General features: G+C 30.5%; 15 protein-coding genes. 7 read left to right on the top strand and 8 right to left on the bottom strand.

The annotated features are described in order from the left end of the window. Window positions 1–39: 39 nt before the first annotated feature. Window positions 40–1,245: an MFS transporter gene (locus tag ACTT9R_RS01375; RefSeq protein ID WP_440926281.1), complete on the bottom strand. Its 1,206-nt coding sequence runs from the start codon at window positions 1,243–1,245 to the stop codon at window positions 40–42. Between the two features lie 11 nt (window positions 1,246–1,256). On the opposite strand from ACTT9R_RS01375, the gene ACTT9R_RS01370 reads away from it, so the two are divergent. The 3 genes from ACTT9R_RS01370 to ACTT9R_RS01360 are packed head-to-tail and all read left to right on the top strand — an operon-like array spanning window position 1,257 to window position 2,947. Then, window positions 1,257–2,132 carry an NAD(P)-dependent oxidoreductase gene (locus ACTT9R_RS01370; RefSeq protein ID WP_440926280.1) on the top strand — a complete coding sequence of 292 codons (876 nt, stop codon included), beginning with the start codon at window positions 1,257–1,259 and terminating at the stop codon, window positions 2,130–2,132. 5 nt (window positions 2,133–2,137) lie between these two features. Continuing rightward, window positions 2,138–2,743: a flavin-binding protein gene (locus ACTT9R_RS01365; RefSeq protein WP_440926279.1), complete on the top strand. Its 606-nt coding sequence runs from the start codon at window positions 2,138–2,140 to the stop codon at window positions 2,741–2,743. Continuing rightward, window positions 2,744–2,947: a hypothetical protein gene (locus ACTT9R_RS01360; RefSeq protein ID WP_440926278.1), complete on the top strand. Its 204-nt coding sequence runs from the start codon at window positions 2,744–2,746 to the stop codon at window positions 2,945–2,947. It abuts the gene before it with no gap. A gap of 13 nt (window positions 2,948–2,960) precedes the next feature. Here the strand turns inward: ACTT9R_RS01360 and ACTT9R_RS01355 are convergent, their stop codons facing one another. The 3 genes from ACTT9R_RS01355 to ACTT9R_RS01345 are packed head-to-tail and all read right to left on the bottom strand — an operon-like array spanning window position 2,961 to window position 4,740. Beyond that, complete coding sequence (locus tag ACTT9R_RS01355; protein ID WP_440926277.1) at window positions 2,961–3,251, bottom strand: DUF1330 domain-containing protein; 291 nt, start codon at window positions 3,249–3,251, stop codon at window positions 2,961–2,963. A gap of 54 nt (window positions 3,252–3,305) precedes the next feature. Continuing rightward, window positions 3,306–4,208, bottom strand: a complete 903-nt coding sequence (locus tag ACTT9R_RS01350; protein WP_440926276.1) for a DMT family transporter — start codon at window positions 4,206–4,208, stop codon at window positions 3,306–3,308. Between the two features lie 19 nt (window positions 4,209–4,227). Next, window positions 4,228–4,740 carry a gamma carbonic anhydrase family protein gene (locus ACTT9R_RS01345; RefSeq protein WP_440926275.1) on the bottom strand — a complete coding sequence of 171 codons (513 nt, stop codon included), beginning with the start codon at window positions 4,738–4,740 and terminating at the stop codon, window positions 4,228–4,230. A gap of 19 nt (window positions 4,741–4,759) precedes the next feature. Between ACTT9R_RS01345 and ACTT9R_RS01340 the strand changes: the two genes are divergently transcribed. Genes ACTT9R_RS01340 through ACTT9R_RS01330 form a run of 3 tightly spaced genes read left to right on the top strand, consistent with a single transcriptional unit; the run spans window position 4,760 to window position 7,283 of the window. Beyond that, window positions 4,760–5,314 (top strand): thioredoxin family protein, encoded by a 555-nt coding sequence (locus ACTT9R_RS01340; protein WP_440926274.1) that lies wholly within the window; start codon window positions 4,760–4,762, stop codon window positions 5,312–5,314. Continuing rightward, complete coding sequence (locus ACTT9R_RS01335; RefSeq protein ID WP_440926273.1) at window positions 5,314–6,396, top strand: glycosyltransferase family 4 protein; 1,083 nt, start codon at window positions 5,314–5,316, stop codon at window positions 6,394–6,396. The genes ACTT9R_RS01340 and ACTT9R_RS01335 overlap by 1 nt, the downstream gene beginning before the upstream one ends. Beyond that, entirely contained in the window at window positions 6,393–7,283 is an 891-nt protein-coding gene (locus tag ACTT9R_RS01330; protein WP_440926272.1) for a DMT family transporter, read from the top strand. Before ACTT9R_RS01335 ends, ACTT9R_RS01330 begins: the two co-directional genes overlap by 4 nt. Here ACTT9R_RS01330 and ACTT9R_RS01325 read toward each other — a convergent pair. From ACTT9R_RS01325 to ACTT9R_RS01315, 3 genes are read right to left on the bottom strand one after another with little or no spacing between them, the layout of a single operon-like run. Then, a complete protein-coding gene (locus ACTT9R_RS01325; protein WP_072090232.1) occupies window positions 7,280–8,779 on the bottom strand; it encodes a tripartite tricarboxylate transporter permease in 1,500 nt (499 codons plus the stop codon). The two genes, ACTT9R_RS01330 and ACTT9R_RS01325, sit on opposite strands and share 4 nt — an antisense overlap. Next, window positions 8,776–9,246, bottom strand: a complete 471-nt coding sequence (locus tag ACTT9R_RS01320; protein WP_440926271.1) for a tripartite tricarboxylate transporter TctB family protein — start codon at window positions 9,244–9,246, stop codon at window positions 8,776–8,778. Before ACTT9R_RS01320 ends, ACTT9R_RS01325 begins: the two co-directional genes overlap by 4 nt. 28 nt (window positions 9,247–9,274) lie before the next feature. Continuing rightward, window positions 9,275–10,255 (bottom strand): tripartite tricarboxylate transporter substrate binding protein, encoded by a 981-nt coding sequence (locus tag ACTT9R_RS01315; protein WP_440926270.1) that lies wholly within the window; start codon window positions 10,253–10,255, stop codon window positions 9,275–9,277. 74 nt (window positions 10,256–10,329) lie between these two features. Between ACTT9R_RS01315 and ACTT9R_RS01310 the strand changes: the two genes are divergently transcribed. Beyond that, entirely contained in the window at window positions 10,330–11,409 is a 1,080-nt protein-coding gene (locus ACTT9R_RS01310) for an AbrB family transcriptional regulator (protein ID WP_440926269.1), read from the top strand. Here the strand turns inward: ACTT9R_RS01310 and ACTT9R_RS01305 are convergent. Beyond that, window positions 11,399–12,340: a glycosyltransferase family 9 protein gene (locus tag ACTT9R_RS01305; RefSeq protein WP_440926268.1), complete on the bottom strand. Its 942-nt coding sequence runs from the start codon at window positions 12,338–12,340 to the stop codon at window positions 11,399–11,401. The two genes, ACTT9R_RS01310 and ACTT9R_RS01305, sit on opposite strands and share 11 nt — an antisense overlap. Between the last annotated feature and the right edge of the window lie 21 nt (window positions 12,341–12,361).

The raw sequence follows: 12,361 nt of genomic DNA, 5'->3' as shown, positions 1-12,361 counted from the left end.
GTATCTACACAGTGAGTCTTTAAAAATCAAGGGCTATTTTTATAAATAATGAGGATTTAGCTTATTTCTAACCAAATAAAGAAGAATAATTGAACAAAAGATATAGGTTCCTGAAACAACAGCTATCTGTTCAATTGAAAAGCCAATATCAATCAAAAAGCCAAATAGAGCTGTACCAAATGCTGTTGAAAATACCATCAATGCAGTTGTTAAGGCTTTTATAGACCCAATATATTTAACACCGTAAATCTCAGCCCAAGTTGAGGAACCAAGCACATTTGCCAAACCATTGGTGACGCCCACTAAACCAAAAAACACAAAGGAAGACACCGGTGCATTAAAGTAGAAGAGAACTATAGTACCAAAAAGAAGTGGGATATTCATATAGATTAATAATTTTCTACTAGAAAATTTATCAATTAAAAAACCAGATATAAAAAGAGTAATTACTGATAAAATTGAGTATGCCATAAACGATTGTGCAATCACATAAGGCCCCCACTCTTTAGAGGAGGATATGAAAGACTGATAAACAAAAGATCCTGTTGCAATCCATGGCATAGCCAGCATTGTCATACAGACGATGTAAAATCTATAATCTTTTAAAACTTCTATTCTTTTCCATTGTTTAATTTCTTTATTATCCTCTCCTATTTTAGATTCTTCTCTAGTATCAAGCTTAACCTCTTTAACTAAAAGAAAAGTTGCAACAGGCAAAATAAGTATAACTAAAATAGAAATTGAAACCCAAATATCTCTCCATTCTATAAAAGTTAATAAAAAAACAATTAAAACTGGCATTATAAATTCAGCTAATGACAAACCTAACCAACCTGTGCTTAGAGCTCTTCCTCTGTTTTTTTCAAAAAAACGAGATATGGTTGTTGTAGCTGTGTGACTTGATAAACCTTGTCCAGCTAAACGCATTAAAAAAATTCCTATAAATAAAAAAATAACAGATGAAATCTTTGAAAAAATAAAACAGGAAGCTGATAAAAAAATTATTACATAAGACGCAAACTTTAATATATTTACATCATCAATTTTTTTTCCAATCCAAACTAAAATAATACTACTTAGTAAAGTAGCTGATGCGTAAATTGAGCCAAATTGTCCATGTGTAATTGATAAGGCGTCTCTAATACTAGAATTGAATAAGCCAAGAAAAAAACTCTGTCCAAAACTTGAAAAAAATGTAAAAATAAAACCGAATACAATTACTTTTAAACTTAAACTTTTAAACATAGAAAAAAATTATGACTTGTAATGTTGCTTTCATAGGTCTTGGGGTTATGGGCTACCCAATGGCTGGATATATATCAAAAGCCGGACACAATGTAACTGTTTTTAATAGAACTAAATCTAAAGCTGAAAAATGGATTGGTGAATTTAAAGGTAAAATGGCTAATACACCTGCGGAGGCTGCAGATGGTGCTGATTTCATTTTTACATGTGTTGGTAATGATGATGATTTAAGAGAAGTAGCAACTGGAGAAAATGGATTATTTAACACAGCAAAAGCTGGGTCTATTTTTATTGATAATTCAACTGTATCTGCAGAAGTATCAAGAGAATTAAATAAAAAAGCAAATGATAAAGGGTTTAGTTTTTTAGATGCTCCTATTTCAGGAGGACAAGCTGGTGCTGAGGGTGGAATACTAACAGTAATGGTTGGTGGCGATGAAGAAGTGTTTAAAAAGGCTGAGCCTGTAATTGATTGTTACAGTAAAAAAATAAAATTAATTGGTCCTTGTGGAAGTGGTCAGTTAACAAAGATGATGAACCAAATGTGTATTGCTGGAACAGTCCAAGGTTTATCTGAAGCAATTAATTTTGGAATAAACGCAGGTTTAGATATGGATAAAGTTATGGAAACAATATCTAAAGGTGCAGCACAATCTTGGCAAATGGAAAATAGATACCGAACTATGACTGATGATAAGTTTGATTATGGTTTTGCTATTGATTGGATGAGAAAAGATCTAAAAATTGCAATCGAGGAAGCAAAAAAAAATGGTTCGCCTGTTCCTATTACAGAAATTATTGATGGTTATTATGCTGAGGTTCAGGAAATGGGTGGAAATCGTTGGGATAGCTCAGGTTTGATTGCTCGATTAAAAAAGAAAAAATAATATTTGTGACGGATACAGTTCCTTATTACGAGGACTTTGCAGAGATCAAAAAAAAAATTTGGTCAATGTTAGACAATGCTGTGAAAGATAGAAGTTCTCCATTTCGAATACCAGTATTTATTTGTGGTAATCAATCAGACTTTGATGGACGAATTGTAGTTCTTAGAAAATCTGATCAATCAAATAATCTAGTGCAATATCATAGTGATATACGATCAGATAAAATTGAAAAGTTAAAAGCAAATAAAAACGCAGCACTGTTGTTTTACGATAAAGACGAAAAAATACAGGTTAGGTTGAAAGTTGAATGTGCTATTAATCATAATAATGATGTAACCAAAGAATCTTGGTCTAAAACCCAACATATTAGTAGAAAATGCTATTTAGTTGATAATGGTCCAGGAACCGAGTCGGATCTACCTACATCGGGACTAAAACCAGAGTTAGATAATTTTGATTACACAAAAGAAGAAAGCGAAGAAGGTTATAAAAACTTTACTGTTATACAGTGTAAAATCAAATCTATAGAGTGGCTTTATTTAGCTGCTAAGGGTCATAGAAGAGCTAAGTTTAATTTAGAGAATAATAAAGATACTTGGTTAGTTCCATAGATGGTTACTGGATATATATTTACAGCATTTCTTATAATTCTAGGTTTAGCTGTAATGAGATTTGGAAGTATTCATTTTAAAAAATTTAAAGAGGGTAAAACCAAAATTAAATCAAAGTTAAGTGGGCAATTTTCCTTTTTAATATTATTTATAATAATAATTGGATTGATAGTTTATTCAGTCAACGATCTATTATTTAAGTGAATAAATTATTCTTTCAAACACCTTTTATAATTATATTTGTACCCTTGGAATTATCTAATCTTATTTGCTTTATTGGTTTGTACTCTTCAGAATTATACCATTCTAATGCTTTTTCATAAGAAGGGAATTTTAGAACAATTATTCGAGGAAATTTTGTTTCTCCATCAAAAATTTGAAATTCACCAGCTCTTACTAAAAATTCTCCACCAAATTTCTTTACAAGTGGAGTAACCTTTTCGACATATTCTTTATAATTTTCAGTGTTTGTAATTTTTAGCTGAGCTATAACGTATCCTGCTGGCATTAATTTCTCCTATAAAAACATTTATTTAGATATTTATAAATATTTTTTAGTACTTTAATTTAGCAAATTTTCCTCTTTGGGGGCAAGCACTACTGCTAAAATTCCACCTAAAACTATCAACGAGCTACCTGCTATCTCTCGCCAACCAAATGGTTCGTTTGTAAGCATACCTGAGCTTATTACTCCAACAACAATTTCTGCAAGAAAAAGAATTGAACATAAACCTGCGCCTAATTTACTTGGAGCCCAGAGAATTACTATTGCTGTAGGAATAAAATAAAAAACAGATATTACAAATAAAAAAGAAGACATTGAAATGAAAGCTTCAATAGCAGGCATTTCTCCAAGGTAATCAACTAAAAAGAATCCAGCAACTATATTAAATAAAGCTCCATAGAAAAAAAAAGAAAATATAATTGGAAATACGCCGTCAGTTTTAACAACTTCAAGTCTTATCATTCCTCCGGCAAATATTGCACCACCTGCTAAAGCCAACCAATCTCCAGCATTTTCTGGAAGAGGTATAATAGTTTGTTTACTAAAAACTATCCATAAACCACCAAGAGCTAAGCCCAAAGTGAGTACTCTTTCTAAACCAGGTCTTTTTTTTAGAAATAATATTTCAAATATTGTTGTCCATATTGGCGTCATGTAAAATAATATTAATGCTCGAACAACATCAGTTAAAAGAAAACTTAAAGCATAACAAATAAAACCACCACCAACTAGTAAACCAGTGACTGGTAACTCTAAACCTGTTTCTTTTTTTTTAATTAATCTCCAAACAGCTATTGGTAATAATATTAAAAGTCCAATTATCATTTGAGCAATAGTCCCCCATCCACCTGTAAGACCGCCTTCAACAAGTATTCTTTGTGGTAACCAATAAATTCCCCAAGACCCGGCTGAAATAGCCAAAGCAAATGCAATTTTAAAATGGTGGGGGTGTCTAGTCATTAATTTAAATTAAATATAACTAAAAAATTGATTTAGAATATTTTTTCCAATTATCTTGATAATGTTTTGTGTTTTCAAATACTGCTTTTTTTTCATCCTCTGTAACTTCTCTGATAACTTTACCTGGAGATCCAACAACTAAAGAGTTATCAGGTATGACTTTATTTTCAGTAATTAAAGCCTTAGCTCCGATAATACAATTATTGCCAATATTAGCTTTATTCAGAATTACAGCTCCAATTCCAATTAAACTGTTATCTCCTATTGTGCACCCATGAAGCATAACTAAATGACCAACCGTAACATTTTTTCCTACTTTTAAAGGACATCCAGGATCTGTGTGTAATACGCTTCCATCTTGTACATTAGACCCTTCACCAATATGAATATTTTCAATATCTCCTCTAAGCACTGCATTAAACCAAATACTTGTATTTTTTTCTAAAGTAACATCTCCAATTATTGTGGCATTAGGAGCTACCCAATTTTCGCCAGAGTTTTTTGGTTTTTTATCTTTTAAATCATAAAACATAATCTATATATTTTACATTATGCCTATACAAACTCCAATATGTGATTTTGGTCAAAAAGCTATTTCATTTGAATTAAAATCTACTGATAACAAAATTCTTTCCTTAAATGATATTAAAGGTGAAAATGGAACTTTGATAATGTTCATTTGCAATCATTGTCCATATGTAAAAGCTATTACAAAAGAATTAGTTGAAGATTGTAGTGAATTAAAAAAAATTGGTATCAACTCAGTTGCTATCTGCTCAAATGACTTCGTTAATTATCCAGACGACTCATTTGATAACATGATCAAGTTTTCAAATCAAAATCATTTCAATTTTCCTTATTTACATGATGAAACTCAAGAGATTGCTAAAGCATATAATGCTGTATGTACTCCAGATTTCTTTGGTTATAATAAAAATTTAGAACTTCAATATAGAGGACGATTAAGAGAACTTAAAAAGTTTATTCCAGTTAAAGAAGGAGAAAGTGATCTGCTTACAGCTATGAGACAAATAGCTGAAACCGGAAAAGGTCCTGAAGATCAAATACCGAGTGCGGGTTGTGGTATTAAATGGAAGTATGATTAATGTATCTAATTGTTACTAGATCATTCCCACCTGAGCTAGGCGGTATGCAAAGTCTAATGTGGGGCCTTTCAAGAGAACTATCTAAAAACTTTATGATAAAAGTTTTTGCAGATCATATAGAAGGTCATAAAGAATTTGATGAGCGAGCCTCTTTTTCGATCGAAAGAGTTGGAGGAATTAAATTGCTTAGAAAATATAGAAAAGCACAATTAATTAATGAATATATAAAAGAAAATAAAATTGACGGTATTATTGCTGATCATTGGAAAAGTTTAGAGCTTGTTAAAACTTCTAAGAAAAAATACTGTTTAATTCATAGTAAAGAAATCAACCATCCTAAAGGTTCTAGTCAAAATAAAAAAGTAGTTAGTGTTCTAAATAATGTTGAAAAAGTTATAGCAAATTCTCAGTTTACAAAAAATCTAGCGATAGAACTTGGTGTTAATACAAATAAAGTAATTGTAATAAATCCAGGTGTAGATCCTGCTGAAGAATTAAATAAAAAAACTTTAGATAAAGTTGAAAGTATACTTAAAGTTAAAAATCCAAGACTAATTACAGTTTCAAGATTTGATAAGCGTAAAAATCATGAAAAAATAGTTATGGCTTTGAGAAATTTGAAACAAATATATCCTGACATTGTTTACATTTGTGTTGGATATGGAGAAGAGGAAGAAAATATTAAAAAGCTAGTAAAAGAGCTAGATCTTGAAGCACAAGTTATGTTTTTTAAAGATATTAGTAATGATTTAAAAAATGCTTTAGTTTCAAAATCAAATATCTTTGTAATGCCATCCATAATCCATAAAAAATCAGTTGAAGGTTTTGGTATTGCATATGTTGAAGCTGCACAATACGGTATTCCATCCATTGGTGGTAAAGATGGTGGTGCTGCAGATGCAATTGATCATGAAAAAACTGGTTTAATATGTGATGGAAATAATCTTGATGATATTTATTCTTCTATTAATTCATTGCTGGAAAATAAAAGATATTTAAACCTTGGGAAAAATGCGAGAGAATTTGTGAATAAATTTCAATGGTCAAAAATAATTGAAGAATACAAAAAGATACTAAATTGATTTCAAATAATAAATTAGCAATTTTTTTAATTATAATCTCAGTTTTTTGTGGAACATTGATGTTAACTTTTTTAAAATTAGCTCAAGAAGAAGTTAATGTTTATGTTGCAGGTTTTTTTAGATTTTTATTTGGTTTCCTAATTATTTTTCCCTATATGCTAAAATCTAATTTTACAGTGTTTAAAACAAATCATCATAAAAAACATTTTCTTAGAGCGGTTTTAAACTTGCCTTCAATGTTATTATATTTCTCAGCCTTAGTAATGATGCCAATTGAAAAAGCTACAGCTATATCTTTTGTGGTTCCTTTCATAGTAACAATATTGGCAGTTTTATTTCTAGGAGAAAAAATTTACATATACAGAAGTTTTGCACTGGTTTTAGGCTTCATAGGAATGTTAATAATTTTAAGACCAGGAATAATTGAAATCTCTACTGGAGTTTATATGGCATTAGCCTCATCATTTATGTGGTCAATAGTGATTATAATTACAAAAACTATCGCAAAAGACGATAGTTCGATTACAATTTTATCTTATGGATACACTTATATGACAATTTTTAGTTTCATTATTGCTTTGTTTTATTGGCAAACACCTGGTTTTCAAACTTTGATTTATTTATTTTTTGCTGGTTTATTTGGTACATTGTTGCATCTTTGCATAAATCATGCATACAAATTAGTAGATGTGAGCATGACACAACCATACTCGTTTCTAAGTTTAGTGTTTGCTTCTTTAATTGGATATTATGTTTTTAGTGAAACACCTGACCTCTTCACTTGGATTGGTGCTAGCGTTATATTTTTAGGTGTTTTAATCATGTCATATCGTGAAATGAAGCTTGATAAAGAAATTATAAGAAAACGAATAGATATTAAATCTTAATTTTTCTTCTTAAAAGTTTTGTAGATATGCCAAACTACAATTAAAATTGTAGTAGCTAAGATACATGCAGTTAAAGTTCTATCCCACAAAAATTCCCAAGAACCATTGCTTAATAATAGAGATCGTCTCAAGTTTTCTTCCATCAATCCACCAAGTACAAAAGCTAATATCAAAGGTGGCATCGGAAAATCATATAATCTTAAAAAGGTAGCTACTACAGCTATTCCAATCATTAAATAAATATCAAAATTATTAAACGACATTACATAAATCCCAGTAACAGAGAAAAATAAAATTAGAGGAATTAAATAATTTTTTGGAACAGCAAGAATTCTAGCTATATAGGGAATGAGTGGTAAGTTTAATATAAGAAGAATTACCATTCCAATATACATAGACATAATTATTGACCAAAAAATCTCTGGATTAGTCATATAAAGTCTAGGACCAGGCTGAACACCAAAACCTAAAAGAGCCCCAAGCATAACCGCAGTTGTTCCGCTCCCAGGAATTCCTAAAGTAAGCATAGGAACAAAAGAACCTGAACAAGCAGCGTTATTTGCAGTTTCTGGTGCCGATAAACCATTTACACTACCTTTACCAAATTTTTCTTTCTCCTCATCGCTGACTACATTTCTTTCCATTCCATAAGCTAAAAAAGATGCAATTGTTGCACCAGCTCCTGGAAGAACACCAATTAAAAAACCAATTACTGATGATCTTGGAATTGTCTTGTACATTTTTGTTCTTTCTTCTTTATTAATTTTAATTGAGCCTAATTCAGTTAAAGAAACTTGTTTAGCAGCACTGGTTGGATCATTTCTTTTTAAAATAATTGTTAACGCTTCACTCATTGCAAAAGTTGCCATCACAACAAGTACGAAACTAATTCCGTCAGTTAGGTTCATATTATTAAATGTATATCTTGTAATATCAGACAAACTATCTTGACCAACTGAGGCTAGCATTAAACCTAAAACAACCATCATCATTGCTTTTAAAAATTGTCCTTTAGATGAAAAAGCAGCAATGGCCGTTAAACCTAAAATCATCAAGGCAAAATAATCAGGCGATCTAAAAGATAAACTTACTTTAGACAAGCTTGGTGCCATGAATAACAAATAAATTGCAGATAATGTTCCACCTGCAAATGAGCTCCAAGCTGCAATGGCTAAAGCTTTTCCAGCTTTACCTTGCTGTGCCATTGGATAACCATCAAATGAAGTTGCGACTGTTCCTGGAACACCGGGAGCATTTAATAATATTGAAGAAGTTGAACCACCAAATACTGCTCCATAATAAACTCCAGCCATTAAAATTAATCCAGTTGCAGGTTCAAAACCATATGTAATAGGTATCATTAAAGCAATTGCAGTCATTGGACCAAGACCAGGGAGCATTCCAATGATTGTTCCAAAAAAACAACCAACCATAACCATTAGTATATTTTGGAGTGTAAGAGCTGTTGTTAATCCAATTAGTATTCCCTCAATCATCCCATTACTCCTATCAATTGTAGAAATGGATCTCTTAAATAAATATCAAGAATACCATGAAGCAAATACATAAAGGCAGCAACAAATGGAAAGGATAATAAAAACATTAAAATCCATCTTCGTTCTCCTAAAAAATAATATGAAGCAAATAAAAATAATGAAGTAGTTAAAAAATAACCAACTTTTAAAATTGTAGCTCCGTAAATAATTGCAATTAATATAAGTATACCTGTTTTTTTATACTCTAAATTTTTATGCTCTACTTTAATTGTATTTGGGTCTGGTAAAATGAGTTTTAATCCAGAAAAAAATAATCCTGCATAACCTAAATAAATTGGAAATGTTCTAGCATTAAATGGAGCATTTTCATCAAATGTGAAAACTTGAATTTGATAAGCTAAATATAAATAGAATACTGAAAAAATAAAAAAGAGCAGTGATATAATTTTTGTAGTATTTATATTCACTGCTCTAATTTTAATTTCTAACCAAAGGTTAGATAACTCCTAGTTTTTTCATAAGAGCTGTCATTTCTTCAGTTTGCTTTTCTAAGAAAGATACAAACTTACCTTCTGGGTTATAAATATTAACCCAAGCATTTCTTGCTCTTACTGTTTCCCATTCAGGAGTTTTTTGTACATCGCCAAGCATTTTTGCAATTGCTGCTTTATCAGCATTACTCATACCTGGAGGGCCAAAGAAACCTCTCCAGTTAACGAATTGTACATCATAACCTTGTTCTTTAAGAGTTGGTGCATCTGGTGCATCAGAAACTCTTGAAGGAGCAGTAATACCAATAATTGTTACTTGGTCTCTTGCACCCATCAATTCACCTAAACCAGTTGAAATAATTTGAGTTTCTCCAGATAAAAGTCCAGCTAACGCTTTTCCACCGGCATCATAAGGAATGTATGCAACAGCATTTGGATCTGCACCTGCAGCTTGGAATGCTAAAGCACCAATTAAATGGTCCATACTTCCTCTTACTGATCCACCAGCCATTTTAATTGAGCTTGGATCTTTTTTGTATGCATCAACTACATCTTTGAAGTTTTTGTAAGGTGAGTTTTTTGCAACTGCTATTGCACCATAATCACCAATTACCCCAGCAATCGGCACAACATCTTTATAAGATAAAGTTCCACTACCTTTTACATAACCTTCGTGTCTAGTAATTGATCTTAATACTAGTGGTGTAGATTGAACTAAAACTGTGTTAGCAGGTTTAGTGTTAATCATGTAAGCAAGTGCTTTACCACCACCACCACCTGACATATTTTCAAATGATGCACTTTTTAACATACCAGCTTTTGTTAAAGCTTCTCCAGTACCTCTAGCAGTTCCATCCCAACCACCACCAGCACCACCACCAATTACAAAGTGCAATTTGTCAATTGCTACTGAGCTTGTAGTTGTTACTGAGAATAATAGGATTGCTGAGAATAGTACTGAAAATATTTTTTTAATATTTCTCATAATACCTCTCTTATTGTTTATTATTTTATTTATATTAAATAGTTAATATAAACTAGAGTCAATCAGATAGATAAATGAAAATGAATTTATTAATCAAAAATTTAAAAGAAAATTTATCTCAGATATTAACACTTAAATTTATTTCTGTTTTAATAATTTCTTTTCCTAGCGCAATTTTTGCTGACTATTTTAATATTCCTCTAGCTTGGTTTTTGGGGCCTATGATTGTTACTTCAATTGCTGCTTTATCAGGTCTAAAAATAATTATGCCTAAAATTGTATTAAGTTTTATCTTGATAATTTTAGGTTTACATATTGGAAATTACATAGACCAAAATCTATTTAATCAAATGCTTGGTTGGATTTGGACTTCATTAATTATGTTAATCTACATAATAATTTGTATTTTAATTGTCGCTAAATACCTCCAAAAATTTGCAAATTATGGAGAAAAAGCCTCAATATTTTCAGCAGCACCTGGGGCATTGGGTCCTTTAATGATTTTAGCAGAAAATGAAAAAACGGATTTATCTCAAGTAGCAACCTCTCACTTAATTAGATTAATAATCATAATAACTGTCATTCCATTTATTATAGTTAATAATACTGACAACAATGTCTTATTAAATGATGACTTCGATTATTTTTCTCAAAATCATTTAAATTTAATTTTACTTATTATTGCGTCTTTGTTTTTTATATTTGTTTTTGATAAAATTAGAATACCTGCAGCTTTACTTTCTGGAACATTATTTGCGAGTGGTTTTTTTCAAATTACTGATATAGCTTCTTATAAATTACCAGATGAAACAGTAAATTTTTGCCTGCTAATTCTTGGCTCTTCGGTTGGTTGTAGATTTGCTGAAAAAACTGTTAAAGAGATAGCAAATAATTCTCTTCATAGTATTGTAGCTACTACTATTTTGGTAGTATTAGGTTTAGTTGCAGCCTATGTTGCAACATTTTTTGTTGAGACAAATATTTTAACTTTAATTTTATCTTTTAGCCCTGGTGGAATTTATGAGGTAGCGGTCATAGCAATTGCATTTGATTTAGACCCAGACTTTGTTGCTTTTCACCATATAATAAGATTACTTTTCATACTTTTCACAGTTCCTATATTTTTAAGAGTATTAGAAAAAATTAAGAAATAATTTCAGAAAGTCTTTCAAAAACTTTTTCTGCTGATAGTTTTGATAATTCAGGAGCTTGTATTGCTTTAAAGTTATCTCTTTCAATACTTACTTTAAATGGAGTAGTGTGAGAACCAAATAGAGCAATTCCTTTTGAACCTAAATGTGCTGTCATATGAGCTGGTCCAGTATCGTTTGCAATAACAAATGAACTATCTTTAATTAATGTTGCTAACTGAGAAATATTTAATGCTTTACCGTTATCTAAAACACAAAGTGCATTAATATTTGATGCTTCTTTAATTTCACTCGGTCCAGGTGCAATTACTACTTTAAATTTGTTATCTGACTTTCCATTAATCATAGAAATTAACTCATTATAATAAGGCCATTTCTTTGAAGTTAAATGAGTCGAACAAAAAGGAAAAAGAAGAATATATTTATCTAATTGATGGTGATTTTTTATTTGAGATATGTCTGACGTGCTCCATGAAAAATCAGGTTTTAAAGTATGATTTGTATTTATGCCTGAACTTTTTAATTGATAATCAAATCTAGACAAAACAGAGTCTTTATCAAAATCTTCTTTTGTGGTTCCTTCGGGTAATGTTGTATCAGTAGATGACCAAGTATCTTTTATTGCTTTTGGAAATAAAATTTTTTTATAAAAGGCTGTTCTACTTGAGTTCTGAAGATCATAAACTTTAGAGAAATTATATTTTTTGATGTTTTTCATTAATGAATATAAGTAAATCAGATTCAGTCTTGATAATCTCTTATCCAGAATAACATTAGAAATATGTGGATTTTTTTTAAATAAATCAAAGTATGGTTTAGTTGTGAGCAAATGAATTTCATCTCCTTTATGATTTTCAGAAATATCTTGAATTGCACCACAAGCTTGAGCTATATCACCCAAAGATCCATGTTTAATGATTAAAATATTAGACATATTTTTAACAATTTAACATAG

The sequence above is a fragment of the Candidatus Pelagibacter sp. genome (assembly GCF_052049835.1).
Classification (GTDB): domain Bacteria; phylum Pseudomonadota; class Alphaproteobacteria; order Pelagibacterales; family Pelagibacteraceae; genus Pelagibacter.
Note: the sequence above shows the minus strand (reverse complement) of the source record. Positions and strands in the feature narration are given on the sequence as shown.